This window comes from Anaerosalibacter bizertensis (assembly GCF_009696605.1).
GTDB lineage: Bacteria > Bacillota > Clostridia > Tissierellales > Sporanaerobacteraceae > Anaerosalibacter > Anaerosalibacter bizertensis.
The window spans coordinates 1-20,838 of the sequence record NZ_VULR01000008.1; the positions used below are offsets into that span (position 1 = coordinate 1).

25 protein-coding genes and 1 rRNA gene are annotated in these 20,838 nt (G+C 27.7%); 21 read left to right on the forward strand and 5 right to left on the reverse strand.

Annotated features, from left to right (window positions below; all coding sequences use genetic code 11):
• Nucleotides 1-112: ribosomal RNA gene (rrf, locus tag FYJ27_RS06715) — 5S ribosomal RNA — on the forward strand; the annotation flags it as partial.
• Nucleotides 113-167: 55 nt separating this feature from the next.
• On the opposite strand, the gene FYJ27_RS06720 is transcribed toward rrf, so the two are convergent.
• Entirely contained in the window at nt 168-734 is a 567-nt protein-coding gene (locus FYJ27_RS06720; RefSeq protein WP_154484092.1) for a hypothetical protein, read from the reverse strand.
• 155 nt (nt 735-889) lie between these two features.
• On the opposite strand from FYJ27_RS06720, the gene FYJ27_RS06725 reads away from it, so the two are divergent.
• From FYJ27_RS06725 to FYJ27_RS06750, 6 genes are all read left to right on the forward strand, one after another.
• Nucleotides 890-1,909: a YkvI family membrane protein gene (locus tag FYJ27_RS06725; RefSeq protein WP_229775499.1), complete on the forward strand. Its 1,020-nt coding sequence runs from the start codon at nt 890-892 to the stop codon at nt 1,907-1,909.
• A gap of 39 nt (nt 1,910-1,948) precedes the next feature.
• Nucleotides 1,949-2,767 (forward strand): alpha/beta fold hydrolase, encoded by an 819-nt coding sequence (locus FYJ27_RS06730; RefSeq protein WP_154484094.1) that lies wholly within the window; start codon nt 1,949-1,951, stop codon nt 2,765-2,767.
• Nucleotides 2,768-3,099: 332 nt separating this feature from the next.
• Nucleotides 3,100-3,354 (forward strand): alpha/beta fold hydrolase, encoded by a 255-nt coding sequence (locus tag FYJ27_RS06735; RefSeq protein WP_154484095.1) that lies wholly within the window; start codon nt 3,100-3,102, stop codon nt 3,352-3,354.
• Between the two features lie 288 nt (nt 3,355-3,642).
• Nucleotides 3,643-5,349 carry a sigma 54-interacting transcriptional regulator gene (locus tag FYJ27_RS06740; protein ID WP_154484096.1) on the forward strand — a complete coding sequence of 569 codons (1,707 nt, stop codon included), beginning with the start codon at nt 3,643-3,645 and terminating at the stop codon, nt 5,347-5,349.
• Between the two features lie 297 nt (nt 5,350-5,646).
• Nucleotides 5,647-6,408: a 3-hydroxybutyrate dehydrogenase gene (locus tag FYJ27_RS06745; RefSeq protein ID WP_154484097.1), complete on the forward strand. Its 762-nt coding sequence runs from the start codon at nt 5,647-5,649 to the stop codon at nt 6,406-6,408.
• Nucleotides 6,409-6,696: 288 nt separating this feature from the next.
• Nucleotides 6,697-7,641, forward strand: a complete 945-nt coding sequence (locus tag FYJ27_RS06750) for a 3-hydroxyacyl-CoA dehydrogenase family protein (protein WP_154484098.1) — start codon at nt 6,697-6,699, stop codon at nt 7,639-7,641.
• Nucleotides 7,642-7,682: 41 nt separating this feature from the next.
• Here the strand turns inward: FYJ27_RS06750 and pdxR are convergent, their stop codons facing one another.
• Nucleotides 7,683-9,152 carry a MocR-like pyridoxine biosynthesis transcription factor PdxR gene (gene pdxR, locus FYJ27_RS06755; RefSeq protein ID WP_154484099.1) on the reverse strand — a complete coding sequence of 490 codons (1,470 nt, stop codon included), beginning with the start codon at nt 9,150-9,152 and terminating at the stop codon, nt 7,683-7,685.
• A gap of 152 nt (nt 9,153-9,304) precedes the next feature.
• On the opposite strand from pdxR, the gene FYJ27_RS06760 reads away from it, so the two are divergent.
• Both FYJ27_RS06760 and FYJ27_RS06765 read left to right on the forward strand, forming a co-directional pair.
• Complete coding sequence (locus FYJ27_RS06760; protein ID WP_154484100.1) at nt 9,305-10,477, forward strand: DUF5711 family protein; 1,173 nt, start codon at nt 9,305-9,307, stop codon at nt 10,475-10,477.
• Between the two features lie 16 nt (nt 10,478-10,493).
• Nucleotides 10,494-11,123 (forward strand): CvpA family protein, encoded by a 630-nt coding sequence (locus tag FYJ27_RS06765; protein ID WP_154484101.1) that lies wholly within the window; start codon nt 10,494-10,496, stop codon nt 11,121-11,123.
• A gap of 42 nt (nt 11,124-11,165) precedes the next feature.
• Here FYJ27_RS06765 and FYJ27_RS06770 read toward each other — a convergent pair whose 3' ends face one another.
• Nucleotides 11,166-11,537, reverse strand: a complete 372-nt coding sequence (locus FYJ27_RS06770) for an SHOCT-like domain-containing protein (RefSeq protein ID WP_154484102.1) — start codon at nt 11,535-11,537, stop codon at nt 11,166-11,168.
• 382 nt (nt 11,538-11,919) lie between these two features.
• Here FYJ27_RS06770 and FYJ27_RS06775 point away from each other — a divergent pair, with 382 nt between their 5' ends.
• Complete coding sequence (locus tag FYJ27_RS06775; RefSeq protein ID WP_154484103.1) at nt 11,920-13,227, forward strand: IS110 family RNA-guided transposase; 1,308 nt, start codon at nt 11,920-11,922, stop codon at nt 13,225-13,227.
• Between the two features lie 138 nt (nt 13,228-13,365).
• On the opposite strand, the gene FYJ27_RS06780 is transcribed toward FYJ27_RS06775, so the two are convergent.
• Together FYJ27_RS06780 and FYJ27_RS06785 are read right to left on the reverse strand one after the other, a co-directional pair.
• Nucleotides 13,366-13,728 (reverse strand): DUF2089 domain-containing protein, encoded by a 363-nt coding sequence (locus FYJ27_RS06780; protein ID WP_154484104.1) that lies wholly within the window; start codon nt 13,726-13,728, stop codon nt 13,366-13,368.
• 14 nt (nt 13,729-13,742) lie between these two features.
• Complete coding sequence (locus FYJ27_RS06785) at nt 13,743-14,138, reverse strand: hypothetical protein (RefSeq protein WP_154484105.1); 396 nt, start codon at nt 14,136-14,138, stop codon at nt 13,743-13,745.
• Between the two features lie 253 nt (nt 14,139-14,391).
• Here FYJ27_RS06785 and yedF point away from each other — a divergent pair, with 253 nt between their 5' ends.
• The 11 genes from yedF (at nt 14,392) to FYJ27_RS06840 (ending at nt 20,838) form a co-directional block, all read left to right on the forward strand.
• Nucleotides 14,392-14,988 (forward strand): sulfurtransferase-like selenium metabolism protein YedF, encoded by a 597-nt coding sequence (gene yedF, locus FYJ27_RS06790; RefSeq protein WP_154484106.1) that lies wholly within the window; start codon nt 14,392-14,394, stop codon nt 14,986-14,988.
• Nucleotides 14,989-15,000: 12 nt separating this feature from the next.
• Complete coding sequence (locus FYJ27_RS06795; RefSeq protein WP_154484107.1) at nt 15,001-15,267, forward strand: DUF3343 domain-containing protein; 267 nt, start codon at nt 15,001-15,003, stop codon at nt 15,265-15,267.
• A gap of 13 nt (nt 15,268-15,280) precedes the next feature.
• Nucleotides 15,281-16,132: a mechanosensitive ion channel family protein gene (locus FYJ27_RS06800; protein WP_154484108.1), complete on the forward strand. Its 852-nt coding sequence runs from the start codon at nt 15,281-15,283 to the stop codon at nt 16,130-16,132.
• 13 nt (nt 16,133-16,145) lie between these two features.
• Complete coding sequence (locus FYJ27_RS06805) at nt 16,146-16,355, forward strand: DUF951 domain-containing protein (RefSeq protein ID WP_154484109.1); 210 nt, start codon at nt 16,146-16,148, stop codon at nt 16,353-16,355.
• A gap of 124 nt (nt 16,356-16,479) precedes the next feature.
• Nucleotides 16,480-17,679: an aminotransferase-like domain-containing protein gene (locus FYJ27_RS06810; protein WP_326831052.1), complete on the forward strand. Its 1,200-nt coding sequence runs from the start codon at nt 16,480-16,482 to the stop codon at nt 17,677-17,679.
• Nucleotides 17,680-17,830: 151 nt separating this feature from the next.
• Nucleotides 17,831-18,115, forward strand: a complete 285-nt coding sequence (gene rpsF, locus FYJ27_RS06815; protein WP_154484110.1) for a 30S ribosomal protein S6 — start codon at nt 17,831-17,833, stop codon at nt 18,113-18,115.
• A gap of 11 nt (nt 18,116-18,126) precedes the next feature.
• The gene (locus FYJ27_RS06820) at nt 18,127-18,570 is read left to right on the forward strand and encodes a single-stranded DNA-binding protein (RefSeq protein ID WP_326831053.1); all 444 of its coding nucleotides are present in this window, start codon (nt 18,127-18,129) and stop codon (nt 18,568-18,570) included.
• A gap of 15 nt (nt 18,571-18,585) precedes the next feature.
• Nucleotides 18,586-18,813 carry a 30S ribosomal protein S18 gene (gene rpsR, locus FYJ27_RS06825; protein ID WP_154484112.1) on the forward strand — a complete coding sequence of 76 codons (228 nt, stop codon included), beginning with the start codon at nt 18,586-18,588 and terminating at the stop codon, nt 18,811-18,813.
• A gap of 97 nt (nt 18,814-18,910) precedes the next feature.
• A complete protein-coding gene (locus tag FYJ27_RS06830; protein WP_226808358.1) occupies nt 18,911-19,426 on the forward strand; it encodes an ECF transporter S component in 516 nt (171 codons plus the stop codon).
• A gap of 123 nt (nt 19,427-19,549) precedes the next feature.
• On the forward strand, nt 19,550-19,876 hold the full coding sequence (locus FYJ27_RS06835) for a MazG-like family protein (protein ID WP_154484114.1): 327 nt from the start codon (nt 19,550-19,552) through the stop codon (nt 19,874-19,876).
• Nucleotides 19,877-19,887: 11 nt separating this feature from the next.
• Nucleotides 19,888-20,838: a DUF2232 domain-containing protein gene (locus FYJ27_RS06840; protein WP_154484115.1), complete on the forward strand. Its 951-nt coding sequence runs from the start codon at nt 19,888-19,890 to the stop codon at nt 20,836-20,838.

Sequence of the window (20,838 nt, forward strand, 5' to 3'; positions counted from 1 at the left end):
TGACTATAGCAGGAGGGTCACACCTGTTCCCATACCGAACACAGCAGTTAAGCCTCCTAACGCCTATGGTACTTGAGTGGTAACGCTCTGGGAGAGTAGGAAGTTGCCAGATCCAAATACATAGAATAAAAGCTCTATCTCGTAGGTCGAGGTAGGGCTTTTTTATTTTAGTCGATATTTATAGTTTTTATATACTCAACTTTTTTATTATCTTTTGTAGTATATTTTAGATTATCTTCAGGAGTTTCTTTACCTGATATACTTTGTTCTAACTCCATAATCTTCCACATATTATCTTTTTTAGTCAGTCTATATTTTCTAGTTATAATTAATTTCTCCATTTCTGTATCTTTAGAATCAACAGTAGACTTAGTAAATACATAGTAAGCTTCTTTGTTATCACTATAAGGTTTAGATATGTCCACCGATATATTGGATTGATTACTTAAATCTTTTCTAATCTCTTCTAATTGGCTTTTATTAAGATTTTTCAAATCAGTCGGATCTGGGACATACCTTCTATTATAGTGATGTTCTTCATTATAATTATCAGTAAAATATTTTTGGATATTATCTATATATTCATCATAGGTTATTTTAAAATTTGAAAATTTATGGTCGAGTTTTTCTGTGTCAACAACCACATTTAACATATGATTTTGATTTTTTGTATTACAAGAAGACAATAATAGTAAAACAATAATAATTATTGTAAGAAGATATACCTTTTTCATCTTATTCACCTCCTATTTTCATACCATTACATATAAGAATATTCTTAATATTATGATATCATTCCTAGAAATGTAAATCAATCTTTTAAACAATATTTTTCATAGGATAAGCTTCCTTAGAATATAGTTATATAGCTATGAAAAGGAGGAGAGTTATGAATAAAGATGTTCTTAAACTTGCTTTTATATACATAGGTACCATAATTGGAGCAGGATTTGCTTCTGGTAGGGAGATAATAGATTTTTTTGGCGTATATGGAGCTAAAGGAATAATAGGTATGGTTTTAAGTAGTTTTTTATTTATGTTTATAGGGGCATTTTTTCTATCTAAAATATATGAAAAAAAAATAAATGGATATGAAAACCTGATAAATAATATATTTGGTGAAAAATTAGGGTTTTTTATAGATACTGTAATTATACTTTCATTATTTATTGGTTATTGTATTATGGTTTCTGGCTCTGGTGCATTATTTAATCAAGAATTTAACTTATCTAAAAATATGGGGATATACTTAATGGTTATATTATCATTTATAACTTTTTTATTTAGCCTTGAAGGGTTATCCTTTATAAATTCTATATTAGTTCCACTTTTAGTACTAGGAATTATTTATTTTGGTGGTAATGTAATTATAGAAGAAGGTTTTATTTTTAGTAATTTAAAAGGAATAGAATATACAAATAAAGGGAATTTTATAACGTCCTCTATTTTATATGTTGGATTTAATAGTTTACTTTTAATAGTAATATTATCTTCATTACTTCCTATTATCACAAATAAGAAGGTAGCAATAAAAGGTGGATTAATGGGAGGAGGAATATTAGGTGTTTTAGGTTGTTTTATATTGATACCTTTATTAATTCTTTATACTCAGGTATATGCTTTAGACATACCTATGCTTAATATATCAGGTTATGGAGGTAGAATATATAGTAAAATTTTTAGTGTTATATTATGGCTTGCTATGTTTACTACAGCTATAGCAAATGGATTTGGGTTTATAGAGAGGGTTTCCAAAAAAAGAAATTATATATTTACTTCATTTTTATTTTGCTTGTCTTCTATACCATTAGCTAAATTAGGTTTTTCTAATTTAGTAGCAACAATATATCCTATATTTGGATATTTTGGAGGATTTATTTTATTAGTTTCTATAATTAGATTGATATAAAAATATTATTATAATATTATAGAAAAAAGGAGTGAGTATATGCCTTATTTAGAGATTAAAAATAAAAGAATATATTATAGAGAGCATGGAGAAGGAGAAGTAGTAGTCTTTTTAAATGGTATGATGATGAGTACTATTAGTTGGTCTCCCTTTATAAAGGTTTTTTCTAGAGAATATAAGATGCTTTTAGTTGATTTAATAGATCAAGGTTTTTCTGATAAAGCAGATAATGACTATGATCAAAATATGCATGTGGAAATACTTAAAGAGTTACTAGAAGAACTAGGTTATGATAAGATACATCTTTTTGGCATATCTTATGGGGGACAGGTAGCTCAACTATTTACATTAAGATATAAATATATGGTTAAGTCTTTGATACTTTCAAATACAACTAGTAATGTAGATAATCACATAAAAAGAAACTTACAAACTTGGTATAAAGCAGCAAAAACTTATGATAGTGATTTATTTTTAAAGACAGTTATTCCTAGTCTATATTCAGAAAAATTTTATAAAGAAAACTTTGAATGGTTTAATGGAAATAAAAAGCAGCTTAAAAGAATATTGAATAAAGAATGGTACGAAGCATTTATGAGAGGTATAAAAAGTACAGATGGTTTTGATATAAGTTTTAAGATAAAGGAATTTGATATTCCTACTTTAATTATAAGTTCAGATTTAGATGAAATTATGCCTATAAGATATCAAAAGTATATTTATGAAAAAATACCTTGTTCTAGATGGATTTTAATAAAAGATTCAGGACATGCTTGTATATACGAAAAGCCCCATGAGTTTATTTCAATATTGCTAGGATTTTTAAAAACTATTGATTTCAATATGATTATAAGATAAAAATTACTATATATTATCGTAATTTTTAAAATTGTTAGAAAACCGAACATTTAAAATTCAAAAAATCAACTAATGTTCAGAAAACCTTACGCTTTTTTTAGAAATTAAAATATTGTTATAATATGTACCCTAAAAATATAGAAAAATTGTTTTTTGAAAATAATTATGTTGTATATTATATTTTTTTAATAGTGTTAAACATTGACTCTTAGGTAGAAACAATAAAAAATAAATTAAAATGGCATAACTTTTGCAATTTAATTAATGCAGTAAATAGTATAACATTATTATAAATTTAGTTCTGAAGTTAAAATAAATCTAGGGGGTATATTATGTCAATGTTTAAAACTAGCGATGGAGTTAATCTTTATTATGATGTAGCAGGAGAAGGAAAACCAATTTTATTTATTCATGGATGGAGTGCGGACCATACAAGTTTTGATCCTCAAGTTAAAAATTTGAGTTCAAAATTCAAAGTTGTTACTTATGATCTTAGAGGCCATGGTGCTTCTGATAGACCAGAAAAAGGATTAACAATGAATAGATTTGCTATTGATTTAGAAGAACTAATGGAACATTTTTTCTAGTAGTAGAGAATCCGGATAAACTTAGTGAAACAGTTGAAGAACTAGCTTTAAAATAGATTATTTAATATATAGTTAAATAAGTTATATAAAATGTTTTTTTGAAAGTCTAATTTTCCAATTTGAATTGGAAAATTAGACTTTTTTACATAGTTTACATAAAAAGTAGATAATATGAGTTGAAAACTTTATAAACCTATATAAAATGGAATTAGACCTATATAGATATGATATAATTAATATGATAATTTAATTATAATTATTAGATATTTTGTATAGGGGTGTGCAATAATGTCTAAAAACAAAGAGCTTTTATATAATATGGTTAATTCCTTATGTGTAGGACTTTTAATAATAAATAAAAATGGTATTATAGACTATTTAAATGAGGGAGCTTTAAAAATATTAGATTTAAACAGAGAAAGTGCTTTAGATAAAAAAGTAGATAAGGTTATACCTAATTTAAAAATTAGTAATTTTTTAAAAACTAATAAGAAAAGTAAAACCCATACTTTAAAATATAAAAGTATGGAGATAATTGCAATTGAAAAACCAATCATTAATAATGGATTTGTTGAGGGAACTTTTTTAATTTTTCAAAAGCTAGATTCTTATAAAGAATTTATTAGACAATTTGATGATGAAATGGAAGCGGCTTTTTTATTAAAAACTATAATGGAGACTACAAATGATGCTATTGTTTATGTAAATAAAGAAGGATATATAGAAATGATAAGTAAACCCTATGCAGATTTTTTACAAGTAAAGAGGGAAGAAGTAATTGGAAAGCATGTAAGAGATGTTATAGAGAATACAAGAATGGATGTAGTAATTAAAACAGGAGTTTCAGAAATAGCAGAAGTTCAAGAAATCAATGGAAATAAAATGATAGCTACTAGAATTCCAGTTTTTGTAAAAGGGAATGTTGTTGGAGCAGTAGGGAGAGTACTATTTAGAGATATAAATGAATTAAATGCTCTCTATATGAAGATAAGCAAAATTGAAAAAGAATTAAATCTTTATAAAGATGAGTTTAAGAAAGTTAACAGTGCTAAATATTCTTTAGATAGTATTATAAGTGAAAGTAAATCTATGCATAAAATAAAAGAACTAACAAAAAGAACAGCAAAAACTAATTCTAATGTTTTGATTTTAGGTGAAAGTGGAACGGGGAAGGAATTATTTGCTCATGCTATTCACAGTATTAGTAGACGTTCAAATGCACCTTTTATAAAGGTGAACTGTGGTGCAATCCCTTATGAGTTGTTGGAATCAGAGTTATTTGGCTATGAAGAAGGTTCATTTACAGGTGCTAAAAAAGGAGGTAAAATAGGAAAATTTAAAGCTGCTGATGGAGGCACTATTTTCTTGGATGAAATAGGAGATCTACCTATGAATATGCAAGTAAAACTTTTAAGGGTTCTTCAAGATAAAGAGATAGAGAGAATAGGATCTAATAGTTCAGAAAAAGTTGATGTCAGGATTATAACTGCAACTAATAGGGATTTAGAAGAAATGGTATCTGAAGGCAAGTTTAGATTAGATTTATATTACAGACTAAATGTATTAACCATTAAAGTCCCCCCACTAAGAGAAAGAAAAGATGATATACCTATTTTATCTGAATATTTGATTCAAAAAATATCTAGAAGAGAAAATATAAGGGTAGATAGAATCTCAGACAGTGCATTAGAATATTTAAAAAGATATAATTGGCCTGGCAATGTAAGGGAGTTGGAAAATATACTTGAAAGAGCTATAAATTTTTTAGATGAAGAAACCGTTATAAAACCTGAACATTTGCCTTCTAAGATTACAGGAATTATGAGAAAGAAAAAGGTTAGAAGTTTAAAATTAACTTTAGAAGAGGTAGAAAGACAAGCTATAATAGATAGTTTAATATTTTCTAATGGGAATAAAACAAAAGCTGCAAGTATTTTAGACATTAGTAGGACAAGTTTATATGAAAAAATTGATAAATACAATATAGAACTTTAAAAACATAATAAAAAATTCAAGAATTGTGAGAAAAAACTACATATAATCAAGTTAAAAAAACATAGTGTTCGAAAAACTTAACACTTAACTATGCTATTAAAGTAGAATGTTAATTTTTTGAACCTAAAAGAAGAATATACATTTTTCAAATTGAAAAATGTATATTCTTCTTTTTTAATTTTTTAAAAATAACTATTAAAATTTGATGGATTAGAGGATGGTCAAATTAACAGAAAAAAATGGCATAGGTTTTGCAATAATTATTTGTAGCACAAAATTATTAGAGGGGGTTATATAATGTTGAAAGATAAGGTATGTATTGTAACAGGAGCAGCTAGTGGTATAGGATTAGCAGTAGCAAAATCTTTTTCTAAAGATGGTGCAAAAGTAGTTATGGCTGATATCAATGAAGAAAAATTAAAAAATGAGTCAGAGAAAATAGGAGTAGATTATTTTAAAACAGATTTAAGTACAAGAGAAGGTTGCAAAAGATTAGTTGATTATACTCTAAATAAATATTCAAAAGTAGATGTTCTTGTAAACAATGCAGGTATCCAACATGTTTCTCCAATTGAAGATTTTCCAGAAGATAAATGGGATTTTATGATCTCTTTAATGTTGACAGCACCATTCTTATTAACAAAATATGTATGGCCTTCGATGAAAGAACAAAACTGGGGAAGAATAATAAACATCAATTCTATGCATGGTTTAAGAGCTTCTGAGTTTAAATCAGCTTATGTGTCGGCTAAGCATGGCGTTTCAGGTTTAACAAAAACTGCAGCTTTAGAGGGAGGACCATATGGTATAACTGTAAATTCAATTTGTCCTGCATATGTTAAGACACCTCTAGTAGATAATCAAATTGATGATCAAGCAAAAACCCATGGTATATCAAGAGAAAAAGTTGTTGAGGAAATAATGTTAAGAAAAGCTGTTGTTAAAAAATTAATAGAACCTTCAAAGATTGCAGATTTAGTTAAATTTTTATGTACAGATGCAGGGGATCATATTACAGGTTCAATGATGACAATGGATGGAGGCTGGACGGCTAATTAAAAAAAAATTGTCAGAAAAGTGGAACAATTATTTCACATATTAAGGTATATTGTTCAGAAAATCTAACACTTTTAAAAGATAAAAGATAAAAATGTAAATTATTTTGAAATTAAAATTAAAATTAAAATAAGTGTTTTTTAAGGTGAAAAAGGCTTAGTTTCAATGGATAAATTATATAAAACTCTGTGATATAGAGCATATTAGAATATAAATTATAATTGGCATAGGTTTTGCAATTTATTAATTATATAAGATGTGCTTCAAAATAATTCAGAGGAGGGGTATATAATGAAATTGGAAGAAGTTAAGAAAATCGGTGTAGCAGGAGCAGGTACTATGGGAGCTGGTATAGCTCAAATATTTGCACAAAAAGGCTATGAAGTAGTTGTAACAGATATTGGAGAAAAGTACCTAGAAAACGCTAAAAAGATTATATCAATAAATAATAGTAGTTTAATTGAAGAAAAACTTATAACCGAATCTGAAGCAGAAAATGCTATGAAGAAAATATCTTTTACAACAGATAAAAAAGCATTTTCTGATGCAGATGTAATTATTGAAGCTATAATAGAAAAAATTGATATTAAACAAGATTTTTGGAAAGAAGTTGAAGAAATAGCTAAGGAAGATGCTATATTTGCAACTAATACATCAGGGCTTAGCATTACAGAAATAAGTGAAAAAGTAGAGAAAAAAGGTAGATTTATTGGAATGCATTGGTGGAATCCACCACATATTATTCCATTGATTGAGATAATAAGAGGAAAAGGCACAGATGATGAAACCGTTGATTTGCTTGTAGAACTAGTAAAAGCAATAGATAGAGAGCCAGTAGTTGTTCAAAAAGATGCAAATGGATTTATAGGCAATAGGATACAATTTGCAGTATTTAGGGAAGCGTTAAATATAGTGGAACAAGGTATAGCTACTGTTGAAGATGTAGATAGAGCAATGAAATACGGGCTTGGCTTTAGATATGCGGTAATAGGACCTTTTGAAACAGCAGATTTAGGTGGACTAGATACATTTTACTATATATCTTCCTATTTATTTAATGAGCTTGGAGATGCAAAAGAACCATCAGATATGTTAAAAGATTTAGTTGATAATAATAATTTAGGTGTAAAATCAAAGAAAGGTTTCTATGACTATTCTAATGGAAAAGATGAAGAAGCTATGAAAAATAGAGATAAAATGTTTTTTAAGATGTTAAAACATATACACAATGCTTAAGTAAAAAGAGATAAAAAAGCCCTCAAAATATGAGGGCTTTTTTATATGAGAGGAATAAATTTAGTATTTTCATCATTTTCACCTTTTAATTTAGCTATGCAATTTTCAATTACATTTATTCCCTCTACTATTTGTTTTTTATTTACAGATCCAAAACTTAATCTAATAAAATTAGTTTTACTATTATTATTGTCAATAAAAAATATTTCTCCTGGAACTATAATTACATCATTATTAGCACATTCATTGTATAGCTCTATACAACTTATATCACTAGGTAGTTCTAACCAAAGACTTAGTCCTCCATCAGGTTTTTTAAAGTTTATATTATATTTTTTAAAATTATTGATTTCTTTTAAAATTAATTTATACTTTTCATTATAGTCTTTTTTTACTCTTTCTATATGTTGTTTCCAAAAATTTTCTCTTAAGAACAGATCAAAAGCTCTTTGAATAAATCCAGAAGAAGATATATCTGTAGTATGTTTTGCTTTTATTATATCTCTAAAAAACTTTTCTGGAGTAGTTAAGAAACCTAATCTTAATCCAGGCATCAAAATTTTAGAAAAACTCTTAATATATATGACTTGGTCATATTTGTCCATTGATTTTAATGGAAGTTTTTTATCTGTATAGGATAGATCAGACATAAAGTCATCCTCAATAATATAAAGATCATTTTTATGAGCTAAGTCTAAAAGTTCCTTCTTTTTTTCTTCACTATAGGAATAAGTTGTTGGACTTTGATAATTAGGCATTGTATACAAAAATTTAGGATGATACATATCTATATATTTTTTTAGCTCGTCTAAATTTATTCCATCCTGTTCCATAGGAATCCCTATTATTTTAGCTCCTCTAGATTCAAAGGCAGCAACAGCACCTGAATAAGTAGGATTTTCCACAAAAACATAGTCTCCAGGTTGAATTAAAGTTTTTGCAAGTAAATCTATTCCTTGTTGACCACCAGAAATAATTTGAATTTTAGATGCTTCTATGTCTATATAGTAATTATCTTTTAAAAAACAAGAAATAGATTCTCTAAGAGGACCGTAGCCATTGATTTCTGGATATACAAAGGCTTTACCTTTATCTCGATCTAATACTTCAATCAAAACCTGTTTAAACTCTTCTACAGGGAAAAGTTCTGGAGTTGGAGATACACTGGCAAAATTGATACTATTTTTTGAAAGAGATAAGATTCCGCTAGTCATAAGTTCCATGTTTTCATCTACTAAATAATTGAGACTTAAGTCCTCATCTTGTCTCTTTACATAAGTACCACTACCTTTTTTAGAATAAACATAGCCTTCTTGTTCAAGAAGTTTATACGCATTTACTATAGTAATATTGTTAACTTCTAATTTTTTTGCTAAACTTCTAATAGAAGGAAGTTTTTCATCTTTTTGAAAAACTCCATCTTCTATTAACTTTTTTAATTTATCAGCTAATTGAATATATAAAGATTTATTTAGATTTTTATCTAATTGTATTATTATATTATTTTTCATACTCTATCCCCCATAAAGGTTAAAATTATTATCTACAAATGTATCGATACAATGATTATATCAGATACAAAAATTAGTGTAAACTCCTAAATATTTTTTCAAGTTTAAACAATTTCAAGAAAAATAGTATATAAATAAAAGGAGGTTTGATTGTGGCAAAAAGGAAAAAAAGAAGTTTAAATACTAGAAGCAATATGTCTCAGGTAAATATTGTAAATGTTAATCAAAAGAGTAAAAAAAATAAAAAAACAAAGAAGAATAATAATAAAAAAAAGTTTAAATTATTCATTTTAATTTTTATTTTTGCTGTACTTATTTTATCTAATAAAGATTTTTTACAAAAGATATTACCAAGTTCGTCTAATAAGACCCTTCAAGTAATTCAAAAATATCCTACTAATCAAGAAGAGGAAGTTAGATTTTATGATGATTTATTGATAAAATGGAATGGTAAAAGTATTATTGCTTTAAATAAGGATGGAACGAGTAAATGGGAAAAAGAAATAAATTTTGAGAACCCATTAGTATTTTTAGGAACAGATACTATCTATATTTGTGAAGGCAATACTGGAGATTTATATTTCTTAGACTTAGATGGAAGAAGTTTAAATAGAATACAAATGGAAAGTCATATAAAAAAAATAGTGGAAAAAGACGGGCTTATTTTTATAACTTTAGAAACTGAAGATGGAGAAAAATTAACTATTATGGATAAAGAAGGGGTAGTTCAAAACAATATTTTACTTGAAGATAAAAGGCTATTAAATTTTAGTGCAAATGAGGATAAAACTAATATTGTATTGTCTACTTTAGGTATAGAAAAAGGGGATCTAAATAGTAAATTAATTTTTTATAAAGAGAAAGGTGAGTATGTTTCAGAATTAGATTTTAATGAAGAGATAATTATATCTATGGAATTTGTAGATGAGAATAGTATAGTCGTATTTACTGATAGCAGATTATACTTTGTAGAAGAAGGAAATACTTTATGGAAAAGAGATATGGAACATATAAAGGATATGTATGTAAATACAGAGGATAAAGATATATATATATTAACAACTAATACATTGGAAGTTATTTCATATAAAAATAAAGTTGAAGAAAGCATTTCTTTAAATGGAGAGTATAATAAGGTAGAAGGATTTAACAAAGGAGTACTGTTAGTAGGAGATAATAAGATTATAGGAATTAATAATGGTAGAGAAAACTTAAAATATGATACTCAGGAAAAAATAGAAAATGTTATAATAAATGATTCAGATATTATATTATTTGCTAATAATAGAATAAATATTATGACTGAGAAAAAAATAAATAGATAAAGTATGGTGACTAGGCATGAATTGGATAGATTATTTAACTATATTTATAATAATAATAAATATAATAAGAAGTACAAATATAGGGTTAGTTAGGTCAATATTTAGTTTTATAAGATTTTTAGCATCAATATACTTAGCAAAGCTCTATTATCCTGTTATTTCTGAATATATAATGAATACACCAGTTTTGTATAATATTTTTAAAAAATTATTTGAAGGAATATCAAAGTTATTATTTTATGGCAAAATTAAAGAAAATCAAAATTTATTATATGATATGGTTTCAGATAGTTTAATAAAAATGGGAATAACTATATTTTCTATTATTATAATTTATACAATAATTAGATGGCTATTAGGTTATTTGGAAAGAGCTATCTCTTTCTTATTTAAAGCTCCTATTCTTAAACAACTAAATATATTTGGAGGTTTTTTATTTGGACTAATAAGAGGAATGGTTATAGTGTACTTGATATTTGCAATCTTTATATTCATACAATCTATTTATCCAGGTGGTACTATTTCCAAGGCATTAGAAGGTTCACTGTTTTCGGGTTATTTTAAAAACAATAATTTAATTATTGATTTTTTTAATATAAAACAGAGCCAGGTAAATAGTATTTTTCCTATGAAACTTTTTAGATAATATAACCTTAAGGAGCAATAGTAGAGTAATCCCATTATGGGATTACTCTACTATTATTTCTACTTTTTCTCCATTATCACTTTCTATATCAACTATTTTCCCTTCAGCTCCATTTTGAATAGCCTGTAATATTTCTTTAAAATCTTCTTCATCTAATCCATTATCTTTTAACTCTGGAACAAACTTATTGGAAACTTTCATCATTATATTTAAAAGGGATATAGGAACATTTACATTTACTTTTGTACTATCATCAGGGTCGAAAACTCGTATTCTCATCCATTTAGGACTATCTAAATTTGGGCTTTCTGTTTCTTCTCTAGTTTCTAAAGCTTCTAATAACTCAATTCCCTCTTCTGTAGTTACTTTACCTTCTTCTACCATTTTTAAAATTTGAATTTTTTCTTCTCTCATTCTAACTCCCCCTAGTATAATAATGTCATAGTCAATAAAGACTATGCAGTTAAAACTTTTCTAAAAATCTCATTTCTTTATTCAGTAACTGAAGAAGATATTCAATCTTCGTCAGAGGTTACTTCTAATTTAATATGTCTAATGGCTCCTGATAGACTTCAGACTTATCATAAGATATAATCTTAAGGGATAGGACGAAAAATGTATTCCCCCTTGGGAAGTCAGTTTCTACTGGCTCATACCCCTGATTAAGTCAATTAGTCCATTCAATGAGGTTTTATGATTTGGCTGGTTGGGAGCCTTCGGGCTATACCCGTATCACATGCTAGGATGTGTACTCATTGTTTGGAAATGGATTCCTATCTGAAAGGAGCTGTAGTTTATGTCTAATAGTGTTAAGTATGATTTATTTATTTCTGTTGGTATTGATGTAGGTTCGGACTTTAGTTTTATGTCTATTGCACTACCTAATCAAACCTTTGTGGGTAAACCTTTTAAAATCATTCATTCTGATTTTAATTCCCTATCTATGGCTGTTTCAAAAATCAAAGAAGCAGAAGAGATGTATTCTTTGGAAAGCCGTATTTTCCTAGAATCCACAGGGATTTATCATTACCCACTCTTCTGCTATCTTAGTGATAAAGGATTTTTGGTATCCATCATTAATCCTATCATCTCTAAGAATAGCACAAATATTAATATTAGGAAAGTCCATAATGATAAATTTGATTCTAAAAAGCTTGCTTTAATTGGTCTAAAGCCTGATTTAAAAGTATCTCTTATGCCTTCGGAGCTTGCCCTTGATTTAAGAAATCTTTCAAGAGAGTATTATGATCTTGTGGATAATCGTTCTGCTTACATTAATAAACTTCAAGGTGAACTTAGAATAGCATTTCCACAGTATTTAAAGATTTTTTCCAAGGTTACCGTTAATACATCCTTGACCTTGTTAGAGAAGTTTACTTCTCCAGATGGATTTTTAGAGGCTTCTAAAGATCAAATTATTGCCTCTATTAGGTCTACTGCTCGTTTTGGTATTACCTATGCTGAAAAGAAGTACAAGGCTATTATTCAGGCTGCTAAGGATGCTAAGACCTTTAGTTATTCTGTAAACAGTAATTTCAAACGTATCCTTCTATATATCCGTTTTATCAGACAGTATAACGTTGAAATCGAAGCTATATTATCTGATATGCGTGAACTTGTTGAGTCTAACAAGGATACAGATTTTGTAAAGCAAATACGCCTTATTGAATCTATTAAAGGTGCTGGCTTTCTTTCCGCTGTTACCCTTATGTGTGAAATTGGGGATTTCTCTGCTTTTAAATCTCCTAAACAACTTTTTGCATATTTTGGTCTTGATCCAGCTGTTAAACAATCTGGCAACTTTAAAGGTACTGATGTTAATATATCAAAACGAGGTTCACGGATTGCAAGAAGAGTAATACATACCATAGCTTTAGTCAGTATTGCTCTAAATCGTAATGGAACTGCTAACAATCCTGTTCTACGTGAATACTATCTTAAAAAGTGTCAAAGTAAGCCTAAAATGGTAGCTCTAGGAGCCATCATGCATAAAGTGTGTAATATTGTATTTGCAATACTTCGTGATGAAAAAGAATTTAAAATCATCACTCCAGAGGAACACCAAGCGAATTACTTGAAGGCGAAATACGGCATCGCTGCATAAGGAATTCTATATTTAATTTTGAATTTTTGACGCCTTTTAGAAGGCCTATTAAATTTACCCTTTTTTAGCTAGAATTGATTGAAATATTTATTAAAAATTTTTAAATTTACTATTGACAATTCTTAGCTGGACTTTATTTTAATTTTTTAACAACTTAATAGCTTCTTCTGAAGTGATTTCTCCAGCACTTAATTTTTCTAATACTTCTTTTTTATTTATATTAGAATTATATTTAGGACTATAGCCTAATGCTTCTATAATATTTTCTAGTTTATTCCTTACAGTAGGATAAGATATACCTAATTCTTTTTCAATTTCCTTAATATTACCTCTGTTTTTTATAAAAACTTCTACGAAATGTTTCTGTTCATCAGTAAGTTTGCAAAATTTACATAGTGTAAAATGCCCTTCTATATGGGTATCACAATGGTTACAAGATAGTTTAGTAACCTCCATAGGTTTTCCACAAACGGGACATTTACCTATAGCTTCTTTTTTCATTCTAATCACCTTTCTTATAGTATGGATATTTTAATTTCAGTATCTTTTCCTTCTTCAACATGTATCAGATCAAATGGACCATAGTTTTTTAATTCATTAAAAATTATATTTAAATCTATTTCATTTAATATGTATAATAGCTTTTTTGTATCCTCATCATCTATTTTTCCTTTTTTCATTGAAATATTAGCTATATAAATACCTATATTAATTAAAAATTTTAAAAAACAAAAATGTATTCCTGGCAATCTTATAGTTTTATTTTTTTCTGATACATATATTTTCAGTTTAGAGGCCTTTCTTGTTGATTTTATTCTTCTATTTTTTTTATTAATTAATCTTATGGCTTTTTTACAACTAATCTTACCTTGGTCTAGTTGATTAAGAATCTTTATAGTATTAGACTTCAAAGGAAATCCTCCTTTTAAAACTAATCGTATATATAATCTTTAATAATATATTATTCTTTAACTTTAAAAATGTCAATGACATATTTAAAAATATTAATATACAAATTAAATAAATTAATATTTAAAATAACAAAGGAAAACTATAGATTTTTTTTATAAAAAATAAAACTATATATATATTATCTATAATCAATATTGAATTGGATATTTATTAGTATAATATAGTTAGTTTAAACATATAGGAGGGATTTTCATGAAAAGAGAAGTAGATGCAAGAGGGGAAGCTTGTCCAAAACCTGTAATAATGACTAAAAAAGCATTAGATGAAATAACTGATGGTGTAGTAATTACTATTGTAGATAATGAAGTTGCAAAAGAAAATGTTTCTAAATTGGCAAAGAGCTCTGGATACGAATTTGAGGTGGATAAAAAGAGTGATAGTGAATACTATGTTCAAATAATCAAAGGAGAATCAAAGGAAGAAGCTAATGTATGTATACCTGATACATTTAAAGATATGACTATTGCTTTTAGTTCTTCAACTATGGGTGAAGGTTCAGAAGAATTAGGGAAAATACTTATGAAAAGTTTTATTTATACTTTAACTGAATCTGTTCCTTATCCATCTACATTAGTATTTTATAATGGAGGAGTAAAATTAACTTGTGAAGGTTCTGAGGTTTTAGATGATTTAAAGAAATTAGAAGAACAAGGAGTAGAGATACTTTCTTGTGGCACATGTTTAGACTTTTTTAAAATTCAAGATAAATTACAAGTAGGTGGAGTAACCAATATGTATACTATATTGGAAAAAATTAAAAATCCTACAAATAATATTATTATTGGTTAGGAGTATGTTATAATGGAGAGTAAAGAATTTGGAGTTTTGACATTTGAATCAACCCATCACGCAATAGAAGGAGAGAAACTATTTAAAAACTTAGGATTGAAATTTAAAACAATACCTACACCTAGAGAAATAACTTCTAGTTGTGGTTTATCTATTAAATTTGATTTAAAGCATATAAATGAAGTAGAGGAAATAGTTAATGAAAAGAGTTTAGCTATCAAAGGCATATATAAACTTTGGAAAGAAAACGCAAAAAATAATATAGAAAAGGTTTATTGATAGGAGAGATACAATGCAAGGGGTTTTACAATTTTTAAAAGGAATATTTATAAATAGAAATGAAGATTTAACTATATTAGGAAAACTAGTTAAGATAGTTATAATATTCTTATTGGTTAGAATAGCAATTAGGGTTTTAAATGCTCTAATCAATAGGACTATGGAAAGAAGAAATAAATTAAGATTTGGCATGGATGATAGAAAAGCCAATACCCTTGCAGCCATTTTAAAAAACTTAGGTAAATATGTATTTTATTTTATAGGCTTAGTACCAGCACTAGAGTTATTTGGTATAAAGACCACTTCTATACTAGCAACAGCTGGAATAGGAGGGCTTGCTATAGGATTTGGAGCTCAAAGCCTCGTAAAAGATGTTATAACTGGTTTTTTCATTTTGTTCGAAGATCAGTTTTCTGTAGGAGATTATGTAAAGATTGATGGATACGAAGGTATAGTAGAAGAAATGGGACTTAGGGTTACTAAAGTTAGAGGGTTTTCTGGAGAGCTTTATATAATTCCTAATAGCAATATCCAAATAGTTACTAATAGTACTAAAGGAGCTATGAGAGCATTAGTTGAGGTAAGTATATCTTATGAAGAAGATATAGATAAAGCTATAAAGGTATTAGAAGATATTTCTAAAAAGTTGAAAGATAGAGAGGATAGCATCGTAGAAGGACCTACAGTTTTAGGAATTTCAAAACTAGGTGAATATGAAATAGGTTTAACTATAGTGGCGAAAACGAAACCTATGGAACAATGGAGAATTGAAAGGCTACTTAGAAAAGAAATTAAAGAAGCCTTTGATAATAATAATATAGAAATACCTTATCCAAAAAGGGTAGTTATTGAGAAAAAAGCTTAATGGGGGGAGAAATATGATTAGAAAATATAAAGTAGGAGATGTAGTTTCACTAAAAAAACCCCACCCTTGTGGTACCAACGAATGGGAAATATTAAGAACTGGGGTAGATTTTAAACTTAAATGTTTAGGATGTGAAAGGCAGGTTTGGATACCCAGAATTAATTTTGAAAAAAGGGTTAGAAAAATATATATAGATGGAAAATGGGAAAATGTAAAAAAATAATTAATAAAATTTAAAATAGCTTCTTTATCAAAATCTAGACAATTAATTTTTTACATGATAAACTAATATTGAGAGAGAGCGTTTTACATAAGGAAAACGCTTTTCGAAATAGGGGGTGCTCTTTGTGAGTTTAAGGTATGCTAAACGAATGGATAACATTAAGGCTTCAGAAATAAGAGAGTTGCTAAAACTTACTCAAAAGCCAGAAATAATTTCTTTTGCTGGTGGTCTTCCAGCACCAGAGTTATTTCCTGTAGAAGAACTAGAGAAAGTATCTTCTAAAGTACTAGAAGAGCAAGGGACAACAGCATTACAATACGGACCTACAGAAGGCTATGAACCATTAAGAGTGGAAATTACTAAGAGGATGGAGAAGGTAGGAGTTGAATGTAAGCCAGAAGATATACTAGTTACTAGTGGTTCTCAACAAGGCTTAGATTTTTCAGGAAAGATATTTTTAAACCCAGGGGATATTGTACTTTGTGAAAGTCCTAGTTATCTAGGGGCGATTAATGCATTTAAGGCTTACGAACCAGAGTTCATAGGTGTTCCTACAGATGAAAATGGAATGATCATGGAGGAATTGGAAGACATACTTAAAAATAATGATAGGGTTAGATTTATATATGTAATACCAGACTTTCAAAATCCATCAGGTAGAACTTGGTCTATAGAAAGAAGAAAAAGGCTTATAGAATTAGCAAATGAATATAATGTAGCAATAATTGAAGATAATCCTTATGGAGAGTTAAGATTTGAAGGAGAGTATTATCCAGCAATTAAACATTATGATACTGAGGGAAGGGTTATATTCCTAGGTACATTTTCTAAGATATTCTGTCCAGGATTAAGACTTGGATGGGTATGCGCTGAAGAGGAAGTACTAAATAAATTTGTACTTGCAAAACAAGGTTCAGACTTGCAATCAAGTACTATTTCTCAAATGCAAGTAGCTAAGTTCTTAGAAGAATATGATATAGAGGCACATATTGAGAAGTTGAAAAAAGTATATAAAAAGAGAAGAGATTTAATGATAAATACTATGAAAGAAGAGTTTCCAGAAGAAATAAAATTCACTAATCCTGAAGGTGGATTATTTACTTGGGTAGTTCTTCCAGAATATATGAATGCTAGGGATTTAGCTGTTAAAGCTATTGAAAAGAATGTGGCTTTTGTTCCTGGAGGATCATTCTTCCCTAATGGTGGAAATGAAAATACTTTAAGACTTAATTATTCTAGTATGGATGATGAAAAAATAGTAATAGGTATTAAAAGACTTGCAGAAGCTATAAAAAGTATGATGAAAGAATCTCAAAAAGCATAGAAATAAGTATTTTAAATTCCCTATGTGCAAACATAGGGAATTTAAATATAAAAATATATTGCAAAATTAAAACATAAATGATATAATTTCATAGATTAGTCCTTGCTCTAATTTATAAATTAGAGCCGTTAGGCCATGAGGAGGTGAAGATATGAAAAAATATGAAGCAATGTTAATTTTTGTACCAGATATGGAAGATGAGAAAAGAAACAATCTCCTTAATAGATTTAAGGAAATAATCGAATCAGATGGTACTATTTCCAATGTTGATGAGTGGGGAAGTAGAAAGCTTGCATATGAAATAAATGACTATACTGATGGATATTATGTAGTACTTAACTTTGAGTCAACACCAAAGGTTGTTGATGAAATTAATAGAATAGCTAAAATCTCTGATGGTATTATGAGACATATGATAATTAAAGAAGATGAATAAGGCTAAGGGTGGTGTTATATTTGAATAATGTAGTTTTAATTGGAAGACTTACAAGAGACCCTGAGCTTAGATTTCTTCCTGTAAATGGAACCCCTGTATCTAATTTTAGTCTAGCAGTAGACAAACAAATATCTAAAGAAAAAAAACAAGAAATGGAATCTAAAGGTCAACCAACAGCAGATTTTATAAATATTGTTGTTTGGGGTAAACAAGCTGAGAATTGTGCAAATTACTTAGCGAAAGGCAGGCTTACTGCCGTTCAAGGAAGACTACAGTCCAGGTCTTATGAAGCAAAAGACGGAACTAGAAGGTATATTACAGAAGTAGTTGCCGAGAGAGTTCAGTTTTTAGAGTGGGGTGACAATAACAGAAGTTCAGATTTTAGCCAAAGTACTTCAGATTATCCAGATATTGAAGGCTTTCATCCAGTAGATGATGACGATATTCCGTTCTAAAAAGGAGGCGAAAATATGGTACAAAAAAGATATAGATCTAGAAAAAGAGTTTGTAGTTTTTGCGCAGATAAAGTTGATCATTTAGACTATAAAGATATAAACAAACTTAAAAAATATATATCTGATAGAGGTAAAATATTGCCAAGAAGAATCACAGGAAATTGTGCAATACATCAAAGACAACTTACAAAAGCTGTAAAAAGAGCTAGACAAGTAGCATTATTACCTTATAACGCAGATTAAAAAAGAGAGTGAGAACTCTCTTTTTTTAATTGAAAAATATCCTAAATTAGTATATTCTCTATATATACAAGGTAATAAAATGAAAGGGGATGTAAAGTTGAGGGATAAAATAACAACGGAATTTATAGCAAAAACAGCTATGTTACTAGCTATAGCTTTAGTGTTTCAAATAGGATTAAAAGGGATAGGACAACCACTAGTTGGACCTTTAGTTAATTTTGTACTTATTATGAGCGTTTATTTAGTAGGAACTTTATCTGGATTGATTGTAGGATTTTTAACGCCTTTAATTGCATTTTTCTTTGGTATTACCCCATTTTTACCTATAGTTCCTTTTATTATGATTGGGAATGGTTTGTATGTTTTATTTTTTAAATTTTTTAAAGACAGATTAAATTCATCTAAAGAAATTATATCTATTATTATATCTAGCATTATAAAATATTTATTTTTAGCTATATCAGTAAGATATATAGTGGTTCTATTTGTTCAAATACCACCAAAAGTAGTAGCTGCTTTTTCAATTCCTCAACTTTATACTGCTTTAATAGGAGGTATATTAGCTTTTATAGTAAAAACATTTCTTCCAGAAGATATGATTTCCAATCCTTAAAGACTTTAACAATACATGTTTTTGTTTGACATACTATCTATTACTCTGTATTATTTTAATAAGGCTTACTTTTTGATAAAAAATTTAAGGTTTTTACCGAAAAAGATAAAGGGTGAAAGGAATATGAAAAAAGGTGGAAATATAGATATTATTAGGAATGTAAAGATAATAGAGTGGCTTAAATGTGAGTTATTGACATCTATAGCTAAATTATTTGAACTTTTAGCAAAAGGGGTTGAAAATACAAAAGACGATATATTGGATATAATATCTAATGTAATACTTGTATCCTATTTATTAGGGAAAAGGCTAGGATTAAGTTATGAGACTATAAATTTAAAGGTTGAAAATAAAATAAAACTTGGAATGATAGAAGAGCATAAGATAGAGAAATGGTATGGTGATTTAAGTGAATTAAATGAAAATTTCAGTAATAGAAGAGGAGAATAGGAGTGAAAGGTTTGAATCAGAAAAATGATAATAATAAGCCCTTTTTAGAATCTATTTTAGCAATTGGTATATCTACAATATATATGCTAATAGCCATATATTTTTTACCTATACTAGGCATACTTTTTCCAGCCGCTTTTATAGTATTGGGAATTAGAAATGGTATGAAATACAATATAACCAGCATGATAATATCTACTTTACTTTTAGGGCTGTTTGCAGACAAAACTATTGGATTCTTTATATTGCTAGCCTTTGCGCCTATAAGTATAGCCTTAAATTATTTGATTAAAAAAAGGAAAAGTTCCCAAGAAATTATGTTATATACAACTATTGTAGCTTTAATTTCATACATAATAACCATAACTTTATTAGGGAAAATAACAGGGATTAGTTTTGTAAATCAGATAGAAGAAGCCTTTTCTCAAGTTTTAAAATCTCAAATAAAACTATTAAAAGATATGGGACTTAGTTCTTATGAAATGTATGAGACCACTGATAATTTAAAAAATATATATGAATACATGATTTTAATAATACCATCTACAATAATTATGTTTTCGATGTTTACGGCATTTTTAAATAATATAATATCTACATCTATTCTTAGGAAAATGGGGTATGGAATAGTAAGTGTACCAAGGTTTTCTTATTTTAAATTACCAGATAATATTATATTAGGTACAATAGTAATCTATGTAGGCGTATTTATATTAAGAGCTTTAAAAGTTACATATCATGAAACTATACTTATAAATGTAACATTATTAATTTCATTTTTCTTTTTCTTAGAGGGATTAGCCGTAATAATATTTTATTTAAATAAGAGTAGATTAAATAAAGTAATTAAAGGGATTCTTATAATATTTATAATAGCAACAGTACCTTTAAGTGCAATTATTTCTATTATAGGTTTCCTAGATATAATATTTGACTTTAGAAGAATAAGAAGAAGAATATAA

Excerpts from the sequence above, each read along its gene's own strand:
- FYJ27_RS06720 (WP_154484092.1), bottom strand. The coding sequence starts at position 734 with ATGAAAAAGGTATATCTTCTTACAATAATTATTATTGTTTTACTATTA.
- FYJ27_RS06725 (WP_229775499.1), top strand. The coding sequence starts at position 890 with ATGAATAAAGATGTTCTTAAACTTGCTTTTATATACATAGGTACCATA.
- FYJ27_RS06730 (WP_154484094.1), top strand. The coding sequence starts at position 1,949 with ATGCCTTATTTAGAGATTAAAAATAAAAGAATATATTATAGAGAGCAT.
- FYJ27_RS06735 (WP_154484095.1), top strand. The coding sequence starts at position 3,100 with ATGTCAATGTTTAAAACTAGCGATGGAGTTAATCTTTATTATGATGTA.
- FYJ27_RS06740 (WP_154484096.1), top strand. The coding sequence starts at position 3,643 with ATGTCTAAAAACAAAGAGCTTTTATATAATATGGTTAATTCCTTATGT.
- FYJ27_RS06745 (WP_154484097.1), top strand. The coding sequence starts at position 5,647 with ATGTTGAAAGATAAGGTATGTATTGTAACAGGAGCAGCTAGTGGTATA.
- FYJ27_RS06750 (WP_154484098.1), top strand. The coding sequence starts at position 6,697 with ATGAAATTGGAAGAAGTTAAGAAAATCGGTGTAGCAGGAGCAGGTACT.
- pdxR (WP_154484099.1), bottom strand. The coding sequence starts at position 9,152 with ATGAAAAATAATATAATAATACAATTAGATAAAAATCTAAATAAATCT.
- FYJ27_RS06765 (WP_154484101.1), top strand. The coding sequence starts at position 10,494 with ATGAATTGGATAGATTATTTAACTATATTTATAATAATAATAAATATA.
- FYJ27_RS06770 (WP_154484102.1), bottom strand. The coding sequence starts at position 11,537 with ATGAGAGAAGAAAAAATTCAAATTTTAAAAATGGTAGAAGAAGGTAAA.
- FYJ27_RS06775 (WP_154484103.1), top strand. The coding sequence starts at position 11,920 with ATGTCTAATAGTGTTAAGTATGATTTATTTATTTCTGTTGGTATTGAT.
- FYJ27_RS06780 (WP_154484104.1), bottom strand. The coding sequence starts at position 13,728 with ATGAAAAAAGAAGCTATAGGTAAATGTCCCGTTTGTGGAAAACCTATG.
- yedF (WP_154484106.1), top strand. The coding sequence starts at position 14,392 with ATGAAAAGAGAAGTAGATGCAAGAGGGGAAGCTTGTCCAAAACCTGTA.
- FYJ27_RS06795 (WP_154484107.1), top strand. The coding sequence starts at position 15,001 with ATGGAGAGTAAAGAATTTGGAGTTTTGACATTTGAATCAACCCATCAC.
- FYJ27_RS06800 (WP_154484108.1), top strand. The coding sequence starts at position 15,281 with ATGCAAGGGGTTTTACAATTTTTAAAAGGAATATTTATAAATAGAAAT.
- FYJ27_RS06805 (WP_154484109.1), top strand. The coding sequence starts at position 16,146 with ATGATTAGAAAATATAAAGTAGGAGATGTAGTTTCACTAAAAAAACCC.
- rpsF (WP_154484110.1), top strand. The coding sequence starts at position 17,831 with ATGAAAAAATATGAAGCAATGTTAATTTTTGTACCAGATATGGAAGAT.
- rpsR (WP_154484112.1), top strand. The coding sequence starts at position 18,586 with ATGGTACAAAAAAGATATAGATCTAGAAAAAGAGTTTGTAGTTTTTGC.
- FYJ27_RS06835 (WP_154484114.1), top strand. The coding sequence starts at position 19,550 with ATGAAAAAAGGTGGAAATATAGATATTATTAGGAATGTAAAGATAATA.